Source organism: Xanthomonas sp. WHRI 8932A, assembly GCF_035012785.1.
GTDB lineage: Bacteria > Pseudomonadota > Gammaproteobacteria > Xanthomonadales > Xanthomonadaceae > Xanthomonas.
Map to the genome: position 1 here is coordinate 114,744 of NZ_JAYGQQ010000006.1, position 14,478 is coordinate 129,221.

Here is a 14,478-nt window from a genome sequence, read left to right on the forward strand (position 1 = left end):
GCGGTGCGGCGCCAGTTTTGATCTGTTCGTCGTTCGTCACGCGGGAATCACAATTCTGCTGTCGATGCGGGATGATGCCTTGGTGAACGAATCGTTACGTTCAAAAAAAGTTAAATTTCCGTTTGATTACTTGTGATGTGCGTCACATTTTAGTGTAAAACCCGCTTTGAACCTGAATAATGGTCACGCCAGTACGCGCCATCGAGGAAATCCAAGCGGACGGTACCGCCGGTGGTCGGGGCATGCACAAAGCGGCCTTCACCGACATAAATGCCGACGTGGCTCACGCTCCCGCCGGCGCCGAAGAACACCAGATCTCCGGTCGCCAGTTTCTCGGGCGCGATGCGCGGGCCCTGAATTGCGGCCAGGTCGCGCGAGGTGCGCGGCAACGACAGCGCCAGCACATCCTTGTAGACATAGGTGACCAGGCCGCTGCAGTCGAAACCGGTCTCCGGCGTATTGCCGCCGAACCGGTACGGCGTGCCGACCAGGCCCAGGGCGCGCATCAAGATGTTGTTGGCGGCAGCCGGATCTGCCGGCGGCACCTGCGGCCACACGCGTGACGACGGCGGCGACGCGGCGGCCGGACGTTTGACCGGTGCCTGCGCGCAACCGCCCAGCAGGAGCAGGCCCAGCAACAAACAGGCCGCGGCGCGATGTGCGCGGGCGGCGAAAACTGGCGTGATATGCATGGAGCCGGGATAATGGGCGGTTCGAAAGGTCGCCATGATGGCGGCGCACCCGGCGGCCGACAAGCCGTCTTCCACCGTCTGCCACCGGGCAGCCCATTCAGAGCCAGGCATGAAGATCGAAAAAGACAGCGTCGTCCGCTTCCACTACACCGTTTCGGAGATTGGCCAGGAGCCGATCGAGAGCTCCAAGGAGCGTGACCCGTTGGCGATCATGATCGGCCACGGCAACATCATTCCGGGCCTGGAAGCGGCCATGATGGACAAGGAAGCCGGCGAGAGCTTCGGCGTGGACGTCAAGGCCACCGAGGCCTACGGCGAATACCGCGAAGGCCTGAGTCAGCGCGTGCCCAAGAAGCACTTCGGCGCGACCAAGCTGATTCCGGGCACCCAGGTGGTGCTGCAGACCAACTTCGGCCCGCGTGCGGTCACCGTGCAGAAGGTCGGCATGAGCGTGGTCGACGTCGACCTCAATCACCCGATGGCCGGCAAGGATCTGCATTTCGACGTGGAAATCATCGAAGTGCGCGAAGCCTCGCAGGAAGAGCGCGACCACGGGCACGTGCACGGCGACGGCGGTCATCACCACTAAGCGCGACGATCAGCACCGCTGCGTGGCCACTGGCCGGGTACGCCCAGCTGTGGCAACCAGCGCACACCGCGCGTGCACGCTGAGGGCGGCATGCCACCCACAGCGGGTTGGCGATGATGCGCAACCTGGTGTCGGCCGCAGCCAGTGATGTCTGTCTTCCTGACGGCCCGCCCCTTCGGCGGGCCGTCTGCTTTCTGCGGCGCGCCACGCCGTATCCGGTTGCCTGAGCTGCGATGACACAACGCGATCTGCTGTTTCCCACTGCCGCAAGCGAGCGCATCGTCGTGCTGGACGTCCTGCGTGGCTTCGCGTTGCTCGGCATCTTGCTGATGAACATCGAGGCCTTCGTCGGCCCGCTGGATCTGGCGCTCAGCGGTGTGGAGCCGCATTGGCACGGCGCCGATCGCGTTGCCGATGCGCTGGTCTACATTTTTGTGCAGGGCAAGTTCTACACGCTATTTTCGATGCTGTTCGGCATGGGGTTTGCGGTGATGGCCCAACGCGCCGAACGCACCGGACGCGGGTTTCTTGGCATGTATCTGCGCCGCACGGCCGGCTTGCTGGTCATCGGTCTGGCGCACGCGCTGCTGCTGTGGTCCGGCGACATTCTGGTGACCTATGCAATGCTGGCAGTGTTGCTGCTGGGCGCCCGCAATGCGCCGACGGTGACGCTGCCGTGGCTTGCCGCGTTGGTCTACCTGTGCGCGCCGGCCCTGGTGCTGTTGTACGGCGCTGCGGGTGCGCTGATGCAGGCCGACCCGGCTTCGGCAGTGGAGTGGAAAACGGCCATGGCCGATGTTGCGCAGCAGGCTGTGGCCAACGTGCAGGCGCAGCGCGCCGCACTTGGGCACGGCACCTATCTGCAGGCCACCACGCAGCGCTGGCATGACCTGCGCGAAGCGATGAGCGGGCTGAGCATCAACGGCCCGGCCATGCTCGGCATGTTTTTGCTGGGCAGCTGGTTCGTGCGCAGCGGCGCGATTGCCGCGCCCGAACGCTTCCCGCGGCTGTTCCGTGTGCTGCGTTACGGCGCCTTGCCGCTTGGGTTGGGCGTGATGTTGCTGAGCTATGCCATGGAACCCTGGATGGACCCGGCGCGGTTGAGCATGCGCCTGTCCGGCGCGTTTGCGCTGGCGTTGGTGGCCGGTCCGCTGATGAGCCTGGGCTACGCCGCATGGGTGGTTCGCTTTGCTGCGCGTCTGGCCTGGCTTGCGCCGGCCGGTCGCATGGCGTTGAGCAACTACCTGCTGCAGTCGTTGCTGTGTACCTGGATGTTTTACGGCTACGGGCTGGGATATTTCGAGCAGCTGCCGCGGGTGTGGCAACTGCCATTTGCGGTAGGGCTGTTCGCCTTGCAAGTGGTGTTGAGCCAGCTGTGGCTGCGCTGGTTCCGCTTCGGGCCGATTGAATGGCTGTGGCGTAGCGTGACCTATCTGCGGGTGCCGCCGATGTGGCACGGCGACACGCGCTCGCAATAGCGCACACGCTGATGCGCGTATGTTGTGCGCATGCTGCGTTCGATGAAAGGAGAAAGCCGGATGGTGGAAATTCTATTCGAGGCCGATGAGCGCACGATGGAGAACCTGATGGAGGGCCCTTGGGTCATCATCCAGGAAAAATCCTACGGACCGTCGCGCAGGATTGCGTTGTTCAACAAGAGCGGCTTCGAAAAATACAGCCAACTCATCGATACGTATGCGTGCGACGGATTTTCGATCGCGCCTGAGGACGTCGTGCAGGGCGAGCTGAAAGCGCATTTTTCCCCGGATTTTGGCAAGGTGAAAAAACGCGACGCGATTGTCGAGATCGGCATACAGGGCGAAGGCGCCTTTGCCGACGACTTCGATTATGACGTGTTCAAAACCTTTAAGAATGTCAAAGCGCTGACGACGCAGGGGGTATCGTTTGGACCTGTCCTGCCAATGCTTTTTCCCAAGCTGGAAGCATGGGAAAACCTTGCGTGGAAAAGCAATACGCTTCATTCGCTCAACGGCAGTTGGGCCAGGCTTTCGCGTCTGTCCATCCACGGGTTGAGTGGGTCGCTTCACGTGTTCGACGACCGGCCTATCCGAAAGCTTTTCCTGATCGCGTCAACGATCAAGAATATCGCTGAGATTGCACGTTACAAATCACTTGAAGTCTTGCAGTTCGTCTCCTGTCGTATTGCGGGCGACGTTTCATCACTTTCGCAGCTCGCAACGCTACGTTCGGTGCGCTTCGAAGGCAAAAACAAGCTGGAAGGTTGGGACGGCCTCAGGAGCGAAACGCTGCGAAATTTCTGGGCGACGCATCTGCCGTGCGAATTCCTCGAAAAAAATTTCCCAAACATCGAGAACACTGTCGTCAACACCTACCGGAGCAAGGACCCATTCCGGAAGATTGGCGGAGATCCAGACAAGATCGAAGAGGAGTTCGGCAGCATATTCACCGAATGATCCGCTGCCTCACGCTAAGCTGATTGTGTGTCAGGACTGAAAGCAAACAACCAATGACTAACCCGATGACGCGCCGCCTGCCTGCGCGCGAGCTCCACCTTTGCCACTCGGAGCGTCTTGCATGAGTGCGCGCTACGACTACGACGTGGTGATTCTGGGTGGCGGTTCCGGCGGCCTGGCGGCCGGATTTCGCGCGGCAAAGTACGGCGCACGCGTGGCGATCATGGAACCTAATGAACTAGGCGGTACCTGCGTCAATCTTGGTTGTGTGCCGAAAAAAGCGATGTGGTTGGCGGCCGATCTGGCTGGCAAGATCGAGCTCGCCAGTGCGCTCGGTTTCGATGTGCCGCGACCGACGCTGGCATGGCAGGAGCTGGTCACCCATCGGCAGGGCTATATCGCCAACATCCACGCCAGTTATCGGCGTCGACTCGATGAAGACGGCGTGGTGCTGATTCCGCAACGCGGCGTGTTGCAGGACCGCCATACGCTCATGGGGGAGGATGGGGTGCCGGTGACGGCCGAGCACATCGTGATCGCAACCGGTGCGCATCCGCTACGCCCGAACGTGGAAGGCGCCGAACACGGCGAAGTCTCGGACGACTTTTTCAATCTCTGTCATGCACCTGCGCACGTGGCGATTATCGGCGGTGGCTATATCGCGGTGGAAATCGCTGGCCTGCTGCAGGCACTGGGTAGTCGCGTGCATCTCTATGTGCAGGGCGACCGGTTGCTGGAACGTTTCGATGCGGAACTGACGCTGCAGTTGGCCGACAACCTGCGCCATTTGGGAGTGCGCCTGCATTTCGGTTTCACTACTACTGCCCTCGAACGCGATGCGCAGGGCCGGCTGCGCGTGCATGGCCATCCGGCGCACCCGCGCGAGCAGGGCAACGACGTGTTCGACAAGGTGTTCTTCGCCATTGGCCGACGCGCCAATACCGCAGGCCTGGGTCTGGATACGGTGGGTGTGGCGCTGGGCGAGAAGGGCGAAGTAGTGGTGGACGATGCTCAGACCACCAGTGTGCCGAACATCCATGCAATCGGCGATGTTGGCGGCAAGGTCGGGCTGACGCCGGTGGCGATTGCCGCCGGACGTAAATTGATGGATCGGCTGTTCGGCAATCAACCGGATGCGCGCATGGACTACGACGGCGTGCCGAGCGTGGTGTTTTCGCACCCGCCGCTCGGCCATGTCGGACTCACTGAAGAGCAGGCACGCGCGCGTTACGATTGCGCGGTACGCGTGTATCGCAGCAATTTCCGGCCGATGTTGCATGCCCTGGCCGACGCGCCGCAACGCAGCCTGTTCAAGCTGATCTGCGTGGGCGAGGAAGAGCGCGTGGTCGGCGTGCACCTGCTGGGCGAAAGCGCCGACGAAATACTGCAGGGCTTTGCCGTGGCAGTGAAGATGGGCGCGACCAAGCGCGACTTCGACGAGACGGTGGCGATCCATCCCACGTCGTCGGAAGAGATCGTGTTGATGCATTGATGTGTGGGCGTGTGTTGCGCAATGAACGACAGGATCTGCAGTGGCGTGCGGGATAGGGATGGAGGCGGCGCAGGGAAGTCAGGCGGAGCGCGACGTGGAAGCAGAAGGCGAAGCGTGAAACGCAACTACTCCCCTCCGGCAGGGAGTGGTGGGGGCACGGTTGGTCAGTAAGTGTGCTTAGGCAACGCTGACGCTGCGCTTGGCGATACCGACCATGTGCTGATGCGACGTAGCGCCGGGTTCTAAGCGCTTTGCTGTTTGGATGTCCAAGGCTTCGCACGGACACTCACTCCAACCGCTCTCGCAGCGGGAGAGGGGCTTTTGAGTTTTTCTCTGAAGAGATGGATTGTGATGCTGCAGCTTCCAATGTTGCGCACTGCTTGATGCCTTGTTTGCTCGGCTCTGCGTTGCGTCGCCCGTACCCTCACCCCAACCCCTCTCCCAGCGGGAGAGGGGCTTTTGAGTTCTTACGTCGTGAAAGCATCGGGCAACGCGCTCGGTCGCAGAAGCCCAGTGGCCCTGCTGTCATTTAGGGCGGCTCAAAGAACGTCGCGAGCCGTCGTCAGGTGGGTTCGGACGGCGCGCTTAGAACCGGAGTGTACGGAGTGGCACATGCCGCACTGAGCACCGGCCGCGCCCGCCTGGCGGTGAGCACAGTCGTGCTGTTAGCTGTCCTTGGTCGCGTCAGCTGGCATTCTTGCCGGATGTCCAAACCTCGCCAGCCCGCGTTGCGTCCCTTTGCATCTGCCAAGTTCGCAGCGCCTGCCTCTCAAAAGCCAGTAGCGCTCTCAGGCGAGCAGGCACGGCTGCGCATTCTTGACGTCATTCGCGCCATTCCTGCCGGTCAGGTTGCCGGCTACGGTGAGGTCGCTACGCGTGCCGGGTTGCCTGGGCGTGCGCGCATGGTCGCGCGTGTGCTCAGTGGCAATGACGACCCGGATCTGCCCTGGCATCGCGTGCTTCGTAGCGATGGCCGGATTGCCTTGCCGCCGGGATCGCCCGGCTACGACGAGCAGTGCCAGCGGCTGCGTTCCGAGGGGGTGCCGGTGGTGCAGGGGCGGGTACGCCGCGCCACGGCCGCGCAGCGGCTGGATGCGGGCGTGTGGGGTCCTTCATAACGCTGCCGTTATCATCGACAGCATTCAGAAGGAATGCCGCCATGCCTCAATTGCCGCCCGTCACCAAAGCACTGTTGATCGCCAATATCGGTTTGTTCTTGCTGCAGTGGGCCTTGGGCGATCTGGGGGCGGGGGTGTTGCCATCCGACTCCACCTTGTCATGGCTCATGCTGTGGCCGATTTCGAACGGGTTCGATGCGTTCTTGCCCGGCGCCAGCTTCATGCCGTGGCAGTTGCTGACTTACGCGTTTCTGCATGGTGGTTTCAACCATCTGTTCTTCAACATGCTGGCGCTTTTCATGTTCGGCGCGCCGCTGGAACAGACCTGGGGGCAGAAACGTTTTCTGACCTACTACCTGGTGTGCGTGGCTGGCGCTGGTCTCTGCCAGCTGCTGATGGCGTGGTTTACCCAGAGTGGTGCACCGGTGGTGGGCGCTTCCGGTGGCGTGTTCGGACTGTTGTTGGCCTACGGCATGCTGTTCCCGACGCAGCGCGTGATGCTGCTATTTCCGCCGATCCCGATGAAGGCGCGCACGTTCGTGATCGTGTTCGGCGCGATCGAACTGTTTCTCGGCGCCACCGGCTGGCAGCCGGGCGTGGCGCACTTTGCGCACCTGGGCGGCATGCTGTTCGGCTGGTTGATGATCCGCTACTGGCGCGGCCAGTCGCCGTTTGGCGGTAGTGGTGGTCGTAAGGGTGGCGGCGGAAAGGGACGCAAGCCGCCGCTGCGCGTGGTGCGCTGAGTCAAAAGACGGTTTGCCGGGTCGGCATGATCCGTAGCTGCGGGCCTGGCTGCGATTGAAGTTGACGGTCATGCTTCGTCGCGGCCAGGGCCGCTCCTACGAGAGCACGGTGGCGGACGGCTTGTCGCGGCGGAAGTAGATAAGGCAATCGTGGATCTAGCGACCAGCGGATTAGGCAACGAGTTGGCTGAAATGCAGGTCCGGAGAGAGGCTTGGCTAGGCAGAAAGCGGATCTAGCGGAAGGCGAGTCGAGCTAAAAGCGGATCAGGCGAAAGGCAGATCCGGCGATAGGCAGATCAGGCGATAGGCAGATCAGGCGAAAAGCAGATCAGGCGAAAAGCAGATCAAGCAACGACGGTTTGAGCAAAACGCAAATCAATCCAAAGCGGATCAAGCGGAAAAGCAGAGCAAGCGCAAAAACAGAGTAAGCAGGAAAAGCAGAGTAAGCAGGAAAAGCAGAGTAAGCAGGAAAAGCAGAGCAAGCACTTTCCGGCACGAATGCCCAAAACAAAAAAAGAGCGCGGGAATCCGCGCTCTTTTTTATTGCCGATCTGTATTGCCGATCGTATCGGGACTCAGCGCCAGATCTTGATCTGCTCTGCGTCCACGCGTTGCATCGGCTGGCCTGCCTTGCAGGTGAAGGCTGCACCGAACTCCGGCAGGTTGGACAGCGGGCCGTTGGTGCGCCACTGGCCCGGTGCGCGGATGTCGGCGCTTGCGCGCTGCACCGCTTCGTTCGGCGACAACTGCTGTGCCCACAGGCCGGCCCAGGCAGTGAAGAACGCCTGCTTGTCGGCCTCGGTGGCTGCCGGTTGCGCCTTGCTGAAGGCCTGCCAGGCCAGTTCGACGCCGGCCAGATCGGCCAGGTTCTCTTCGGCGGTCTGCGCGCCGTTGACCTTGACGTTGGGCACGCCCGGGTACGGGTAGGCGGCGAACTGGTTGGCTACCTTGCCGGTCAGCTCGGTCCAGCCGCTCTTTTCGGCAGGTGTCCACCAGCTGCGCAGCTCGCCCTTGGCGTCGACCAGCGAGCCCTTGGCATCGATCGCGCGGGTGAGTTCGTGCGCGACCAGCGCACCGTAGGCGCCGTACTGGGCCGCCGGTGTGCCGCCGGTGGTCAGCACCGGTGCCTGCAACACCGCAGCGGTGACGATCAGGCGGTTCTGCGCGATGTCGTAGGCCACTGCCGGCTGCTGCGGCAGCACGTCCCAGCGACGGTCCGCGTTGCCCTTGCCGATGCGCTTCATTTCCTCGCGGTGACGCCAGGTCGAGGCGATCAGCATGTTGCCGCCGAAGCTGCCGCGGCCCATCGGTTGCACGGTGTAGTCCAGATCGCGTCGCGGCGCGCCGACTTCGATCTTCATCGCGGCCAGCTTGGCCTTGGCTTCGGCGACGGCTTCGCCATTGCCCCAGCCGGTACGCTCCAGCGCGGCCAGCTGTGCATCGCGCACCTGGTCGGCAATGGCCTCGGCCTGGCGGCGGGTGTCGCTGCTCAGGTAGCGCGCGACGTATTCGCGACCCAGCATCGGGCCGGCGGCCACGTTGATGGCGTCCAGCACCTGCTGCCAGCGCTGCGGCGGCATCGCATCACCGCGCAGCAGACGGCCGCGGAACTGGTACTCGGCATCGTGGAAGCTCTTGGACAGGTACGGCGCCATCGCATCGCCCACGCGCCAGCGCAGGTAGGCCTTCCACTGCTCCGGCTTGATGCTGACGATCATGCTGTCGAGCTGCTTGAACATCGCCGGGTCGGCCATCGACACCAGGTCGTCCTTGACGCCCTGCGCTTCCAGGAAGTCGGCCAGGCGCAGGTTCTTGTACTGCTTGGTCAGTTCCTTGGTGGCGATCGGCGCGTAGTTGTTAAACGGGTTGTTGATGCCCTGCACCGACTGCGCGCTACGCGCCAAAGCGGTTTCGATCTGCAGCACGGAGGCGGCATCGGCGTCGAGCTTGTCGGCCGGGGTGCCGGTCAGCGCCAGGATCTGCTTGACGTAGGCGCGGTAGCGGCCCATCAGCGCCTGGGTATCGGCATCGGTGCGGGTGTAGAAGGCCGGGTCCGGCAGGCCCATGCCGCCTTGCATGAAATAGCCGATGTGGCGGTCGAGCGCCTTCAGGTCCACGTCCGGGCCGAAGTTGAAGCCGACCGGGATACCGACCTGATGCAGCGCGGCGATCGAAGCGGGCACATCCTTGGCCTTCTTGATTGCGTCGATGCGCGACAGCAAGGGAGCGATCGGATTGGAACCGTCCTTCTCCACCGCCGCCTCATCCAGGCCACTGGCCCAGAAGTCGCCCAGCAGCTTCTGCACGTTGCCCTGCGGCGTCTTCATCGACGCGTCCAGCAGCTCGCGCTGCTGCTGCAGGGCACGCTCGGACAGCTGGCCCAGCGCGGTCACGGCGCCGGCCTGCGGCACCGGGTTGGCCTTGAGCCAGCTGGCGTTGGCGTAGTCGTAGAAATTGGTGCAGGCCGCAGACACGGCCGGGGCCTTGGGAGCTGCCTTCTTCTTGCGAGCGGCGTCGGCGTCGGGGGCGGACAGCAGCGTGATCAGGCTGAAGCCAAGAGCGAGGGCAAGCGGGCGAATGGTGGGCATCGAGAAGAAGGGTGGCCAGAGTAAAGTCGGCGAAGTTTAGCAAGGCTGCGCCTCGCACAGGCGGGCGCCCGCCGCCGTTCGTCATCGGTACCGGCCGTTTGCATGAATGCGACAGGCCCGCGAGTGCGGGCCTGTGCGTGTAGCTATCGTGTTGGAAGCGTTTGCAGGTAGTGACTAGCGCAGCGCCTACCAGATCACCACGCGGTCTTTCTCAGCCCGCACCATTGCGTCGCCAGGTTTGCACGCAAACGCGGCGGCGAACTGCGGCATGTTCGAAGGTGCGGCGATGGCCCGCAGATTGTCGGGTGAGTGGGGGTCGCTCGCGAGGTAGACCAGCTGTTGCTGCTCGCGTGTGAGTCCACGCCAGTTGCGCGCAAAGCCCAGGAAAAACCGCTGCTCGGGGCTGTACCCGTCAATAGTCGCAACGCCCTCGGGGTGCTGACGCAGCGCGGTCTGCAGCGCGTCGTAGGCAATGTTGATACCGCCCAGGTCGGCAATATTTTCGCCCAGGGTGAGTCTGCCGTTGACATGCATGTTGGGGTGGCTGGGCAAGGGAACATAGGCATCGAACTGCTTCACCAAGCCGTCTGCACGTTGCTCAAATGCCTTGCGATCCTGCGCAGTCCACCAATTGACGTTGTTGCCCGCGCCATCGAACTGGCTGCCCTGATCGTCGAAGCCATGCGTGGCTTCGTGCCCGATGATCGCGCCGATGGCGCCGTAGTTCAGGGCGTCGTCGGCGTTGGCATCGAAGAACGGCGGTTGCAGGATGCCGGCCGGGAAATTGATGGTGTTGGTACTTGTGCTGTAGTACGCATTGACCGTCTGCGGAGGCATCGACCAACGCTTGCGATCGGTGGGTTTGCCGATCTGGGCGATATCGTAGTGATAATTGAACTTGGCAGCGGCTTGAAGATTGCGGTAGTAGGCACCGGGAACGATCTCCAGCCCCGACCAGTCACGCCAGGTGTCCGGATAGCCGATCTTGGGCAGGAAGGCCTCCCACTTTGCAAGCGCCTTTGTTTTGGTTTCGTTGCTCATCCAGTCGACGTTTTCGATGCGCGTCTTGAGCGCTGCACGCACGTTGTCGACCAATTCGGTTGCGCGTTGCTTGGCTTCGGGCGTGAACACTTTGGCGACATAGAGTTGGCCAAGGCCTTCGCCCATGGCTCCGTCGACTGCGCGCAGCACGCGTTTCCAACGTGGGCGTTGCTCCAGTTGTCCGGACAGGGCCTTGCCATAGAAGGCGAAGTTGTTGTCGACGAATGCCTTGCTGAGCTGTCTGGATGCCGCGTCGATGGTATGGAAGCGCAGGTAGGCCTGCCACTGTGCGATCGGCGCACTGGCCAATTGCTGGTCGAACGCCGCGAAGAAGCGCGGTTGCGATAGCGAGAAGCCTGCGCCGACATCCACGCCTTGCGCGGCGAAGAAGTCTTTCCATGAAAAGTGCGGGGTGAGCTTGTTCGCCTCGGCAACGCTGACGAAGTGGTATTGGTTCTTGGGTTGGCGTGCATCGGTTGGGGTAAGCGAGGCGGCAGCCAGTCGCGATTCCAGTGCCATCACGTCCTTGGCTTGCGCCTTGGCCGCGTCGGCATCGCTACCGGTGAGTTCGAACGACTTGGCGATGTAGGCCAGATAGGCCGTACGGATGGGAGCGTATTCGGCGGAGGTGTAGTAGTCCTTGGTCGGCAGGCCCAGGCCACCTTCGCTGGCAAAGGCGATTTGCTGGTCTGCCTTGTGGAAATCCGCGCTCGCGCCGAACTCGAAGACATTGCCATCGCCCTCCGCATAGCGGCTGGTGATGTAGCTGGCGACATCCTTGGCGGATTTCAGCGCTTCAATGGCTTTCAGCTGCGGACGGATCGGCTGGTCTCCCGCCGCTTCGATGGCGGCTTCGTCCATCCCCGTGGCGTAGAGCAGACCAAGTTTGCGTGCAAGCGGGTCGGTTTGCTTGTCTGCCTGCTTCGCGGCGCTTTCAACGATCTCTCGCTGCGTGATCAGGCTCTTTTCCGTTAGTGCGTCGAACATGCCCCAGCTGGTGCGGTCGGCTGGAATCGGATTGGCTTTGGCCCATTTGGCGTTGACGAACGTATCCAGGTTCTGGCAAGCGCTTGTTGCCGTGTCCAGCTCGTTGATGTCGAACGAGGGCTTCGTTGTGGCGGCGGTTGCCGATGCGCGCGTCGGCGCAGCCGGTTGCGCCGGCTTGCTGCTGTCGTCGGCTTCGCGCTTGCAGCCCGCCAAGGCCACAACCAGTGCCAGAGCGAGCGTGGAGGTCTTGATCGGTGACATGGAAGCTCAGTCGGGTGAAAGAGCACTTAGCGTAAGCGGGCACGGCCTTGCGGGCGCATGCGGTGAGCTTTGTTGAGGCTTGGCTGGCAGCCGCGGTTCACGCAGCGGCTGCAGCGTACCTGGTGGGAGGAGTGCAGGGCTGGCGGTACCTGGCGGCACTGGCCGATACCCGCAAAAAAACGGCAACCCAATGAGGAGCGAAGGCCAACGTGCCAATGGCGGCATCGAGAACAAGAGTGGCCAACCAAAGGCGCAGGGTGATCAAGACAGCTTGCTGCACAGACAGATGCGCGCTGTCGTCTGTCATCGGTACCGGCCGTTTGCCACGAATGCGATAGGCCCGCGTGAGCGGGCCTATGCAGTGGGTCCAGCAGCGGAGCGCTTGCAGCCGCGCTTACCAGATCACCACGCGGTCCTTGTCGGGCCGCACCATCGCATTGCCCGGCTTGCAGGCGAAGGCGGTGGCGAATTGCGGCATGTTGGCGGGAGAGGCGATGGCGCGCAGCATGCTTGGCGCGTGCGGATCCGAGGCCAGGGCGACCATCTGCTGTTGCTCGCGCACGCGTTGACGCCAGCTGCGCGCAAAAGCCAGAAAGAAACGTTGCTCGGCACTGTAGCCGTCGATCGCCTTTGCCCGCTCGGGATGCTGATGCAGGGCGGTCTGCAGCGCGTCGTAGGCCACATTGGTGCCGCCCAGGTCGGCGATGTTTTCGCCCAGGGTGAGCTTGCCGTTGACGTGCAGCGTCGGGTGTTTCGGCAGTGGGGTATAGGCATCGAACTGTTTGACCAACTGCGCGCTGCGCTGCTCGAACTTGCGTCGATCCTCGGCCGTCCACCAGTTGACGTTGTTGCCTGCACCATCGAACTGGCTGCCCTCGTCGTCGAACCCATGGCTGGCCTCGTGACCGATCACCGCGCCAATGCCGCCATAGTTCAATGCATCGTCTGCGGCGGCGTCGAAATACGGCGGCTGCAGGATTCCCGCCGGGAAATTAATCGAATTGGTGGCAGGGTCGTAGTACGCGTTAACCGTCTGCGGGGTCATCTGCCAACGTGTGCGGTCAGTCGGCTTACCGATCTGCGCGATGTCGTAGCGATAGTTGAACTTGGCCGCTGCCTGCAGATTGCGGTAATACGCGCCGGGGACGATCTCCAACCCGGACCAGTCACGCCAGGTATCCGGATAGCCGATCTTGGGCAGGAAGGTGTTCCACTTGGCGATGGCCTTGGCCTTGGTCTCCGCGCTCATCCAGTCGACGTTCTCGATGCGCGTCTTGAGCGCGGCACGGACGTTGTCCACCAGCTCGCCGGCGCGCTGTTTGGCCTCGGGCGTAAACACCTTGGCGACGTAGAGTTGACCCACGCCTTCGCCCATTGCGCCATTGACCGCGTGCAGGACTTGCTTCCAGCGCGGCGGCTGTTCCGGCTGCCCGGACAGGGTCTTGTCATAGAAGGCAAACTGGTTGTCGACAAAGACCTTGCTGAGTCGCGGGGAGGCGCCATCGATGGCGTGGAAGCGCAGGTAGGCTTGCCACTGCGCAACGGGCGCGCTGGCCAGCTCGTGGTCGAACGCAGCAAAAAAGCGCGGCTGTGCCAGCGAGAATCCGCTGCCGGCGTCCACACCCTGGGCGGCGAAGAAATCCTTCCAGGAAAAATGCGGTGTGAGCTTGTCAGCCTCGGCGATGCTGAGCAGGTGGTACTGGTTCTTGGGTTCGCGTGCGTCCACCGGTGCCAGCGATGCGGCGGCCAGGCGCGTTTCAAGTGCCAGTACATCCTTCGCCTGCGTCTTGGCGGCATCGGCGGTGCTGCCGGTGAGCTCGAACGACTTGGCGATATAGGCAAGATAGGCCGCGCGGATGGGCGCGTGTTCTGCGTCGGTGTAATAGTCCTTGGTCGGCAGGCCAAGACCGCCTTCCTGCGTAAAGGCGATTTGGATCGCGGCATTGTGGAAGTCCGCACCCGCACCGAATGCGAACACCTGCGCATCGCCTTCGCCATGACGGCTGATGATGTAACCGGCGACATCCTTGCCGGACGTCAATGCGGCAATGGCGCCCAGTTGTGGCTGGATCGGCTGGGCGCCAGCTGCTTCGATGGCGGCTTCGTCCATGCCGGCCGCATAGAGCGTGCCGATTTTCTGCTCCAGCGACGTTGGATGTTCGCCCGGCTGGGCGGCGGCAGTTTCAACAATGTTGCGCTGAATGGCTTTGCTTTTTTCGGACAGGATTTCGTCCACGCCCCAGCTGGTGTGATCGGGCGGAATCGGATTGGTGCTTGCCCAGCTGCCGTTGACGAATTCGTCAAGGTTCTGACAGGCGCTGGCTGCTGGGCCGAGTTCGCTGATGTCGAACGCAGGCGTTGCCGGGGTAGCAGGGGCAGTCGCAGATGTCTGGGGTGCGGTGTTTGCCGGCGTGCCGATGTCTTCAGCGTTGCGCTTGCAGCCTGCCAGGGCCACAACCAGTGCAACGGCGAGCGTGGAAGTCTTGAGCAATGGCATGAACGTCGGCCGTGTAAGGAACGAGGAACGCCGAG

Annotated in this window: 10 protein-coding genes and 1 other RNA gene; 6 read left to right on the top strand and 5 right to left on the bottom strand. The window is 62.6% G+C overall.

Translation table 11 applies throughout. The features are described from left to right. Positions 1-149: 149 nt before the first annotated feature. Positions 150-803 carry a C40 family peptidase gene (locus VC212_RS11260; protein WP_193552458.1) on the bottom strand — a complete coding sequence of 218 codons (654 nt, stop codon included), beginning with the start codon at positions 801-803 and terminating at the stop codon, positions 150-152. Between VC212_RS11260 and VC212_RS11265 the strand changes: the two genes are divergently transcribed. From VC212_RS11265 to gorA, 4 genes are all read left to right on the top strand, one after another. Next, a complete protein-coding gene (locus VC212_RS11265; protein WP_055849982.1) occupies positions 802-1,281 on the top strand; it encodes a peptidylprolyl isomerase in 480 nt (159 codons plus the stop codon). The two genes, VC212_RS11260 and VC212_RS11265, sit on opposite strands and share 2 nt — an antisense overlap. A 233-nt stretch (positions 1,282-1,514) precedes the next feature. Continuing rightward, on the top strand, positions 1,515-2,759 hold the full coding sequence (locus tag VC212_RS11270) for a DUF418 domain-containing protein (protein ID WP_323514964.1): 1,245 nt from the start codon (positions 1,515-1,517) through the stop codon (positions 2,757-2,759). Between the two features lie 30 nt (positions 2,760-2,789). After that, entirely contained in the window at positions 2,790-3,716 is a 927-nt protein-coding gene (locus VC212_RS11275; RefSeq protein WP_323514963.1) for a hypothetical protein, read from the top strand. 121 nt (positions 3,717-3,837) lie between these two features. Next, positions 3,838-5,208, top strand: a complete 1,371-nt coding sequence (gene gorA, locus VC212_RS11280) for a glutathione-disulfide reductase (protein WP_323514962.1) — start codon at positions 3,838-3,840, stop codon at positions 5,206-5,208. A 536-nt stretch (positions 5,209-5,744) separates the two neighbouring features. Here gorA and VC212_RS11285 read toward each other — a convergent pair. Beyond that, positions 5,745-5,822: non-coding RNA, sX9 sRNA (locus VC212_RS11285), on the bottom strand. Between the two features lie 90 nt (positions 5,823-5,912). Here VC212_RS11285 and VC212_RS11290 point away from each other — a divergent pair. Continuing rightward, on the top strand, positions 5,913-6,326 hold the full coding sequence (locus VC212_RS11290; RefSeq protein ID WP_323514961.1) for an MGMT family protein: 414 nt from the start codon (positions 5,913-5,915) through the stop codon (positions 6,324-6,326). A 41-nt stretch (positions 6,327-6,367) separates the two neighbouring features. After that, positions 6,368-7,069 carry a rhomboid family intramembrane serine protease gene (locus VC212_RS11295; protein ID WP_323514960.1) on the top strand — a complete coding sequence of 234 codons (702 nt, stop codon included), beginning with the start codon at positions 6,368-6,370 and terminating at the stop codon, positions 7,067-7,069. A gap of 575 nt (positions 7,070-7,644) precedes the next feature. On the opposite strand, the gene VC212_RS11300 is transcribed toward VC212_RS11295, so the two are convergent. The 3 genes from VC212_RS11300 to VC212_RS11310 form a co-directional block, all read right to left on the bottom strand. After that, on the bottom strand, positions 7,645-9,657 hold the full coding sequence (locus VC212_RS11300; protein WP_323514958.1) for a M13 family metallopeptidase: 2,013 nt from the start codon (positions 9,655-9,657) through the stop codon (positions 7,645-7,647). A gap of 186 nt (positions 9,658-9,843) precedes the next feature. Further along, entirely contained in the window at positions 9,844-11,946 is a 2,103-nt protein-coding gene (locus tag VC212_RS11305) for a M13 family metallopeptidase (protein WP_323514957.1), read from the bottom strand. A gap of 394 nt (positions 11,947-12,340) precedes the next feature. Continuing rightward, positions 12,341-14,443, bottom strand: a complete 2,103-nt coding sequence (locus tag VC212_RS11310) for a M13 family metallopeptidase (RefSeq protein WP_323514955.1) — start codon at positions 14,441-14,443, stop codon at positions 12,341-12,343. Positions 14,444-14,478 lie beyond the last annotated feature (35 nt).

Bases quoted from the DNA above. Each gene is read 5' to 3' on its own strand.
- VC212_RS11265 (WP_055849982.1), top strand. From the start codon at position 802: ATGAAGATCGAAAAAGACAGCGTCGTCCGCTTCCACTACACCGTTTCG.
- VC212_RS11260 (WP_193552458.1), bottom strand. From the start codon at position 803: ATGCCTGGCTCTGAATGGGCTGCCCGGTGGCAGACGGTGGAAGACGGC.
- VC212_RS11270 (WP_323514964.1), top strand. From the start codon at position 1,515: ATGACACAACGCGATCTGCTGTTTCCCACTGCCGCAAGCGAGCGCATC.
- VC212_RS11275 (WP_323514963.1), top strand. From the start codon at position 2,790: ATGCTGCGTTCGATGAAAGGAGAAAGCCGGATGGTGGAAATTCTATTC.
- gorA (WP_323514962.1), top strand. From the start codon at position 3,838: ATGAGTGCGCGCTACGACTACGACGTGGTGATTCTGGGTGGCGGTTCC.
- VC212_RS11290 (WP_323514961.1), top strand. From the start codon at position 5,913: ATGTCCAAACCTCGCCAGCCCGCGTTGCGTCCCTTTGCATCTGCCAAG.
- VC212_RS11295 (WP_323514960.1), top strand. From the start codon at position 6,368: ATGCCTCAATTGCCGCCCGTCACCAAAGCACTGTTGATCGCCAATATC.
- VC212_RS11300 (WP_323514958.1), bottom strand. From the start codon at position 9,657: ATGCCCACCATTCGCCCGCTTGCCCTCGCTCTTGGCTTCAGCCTGATC.
- VC212_RS11305 (WP_323514957.1), bottom strand. From the start codon at position 11,946: ATGTCACCGATCAAGACCTCCACGCTCGCTCTGGCACTGGTTGTGGCC.
- VC212_RS11310 (WP_323514955.1), bottom strand. From the start codon at position 14,443: ATGCCATTGCTCAAGACTTCCACGCTCGCCGTTGCACTGGTTGTGGCC.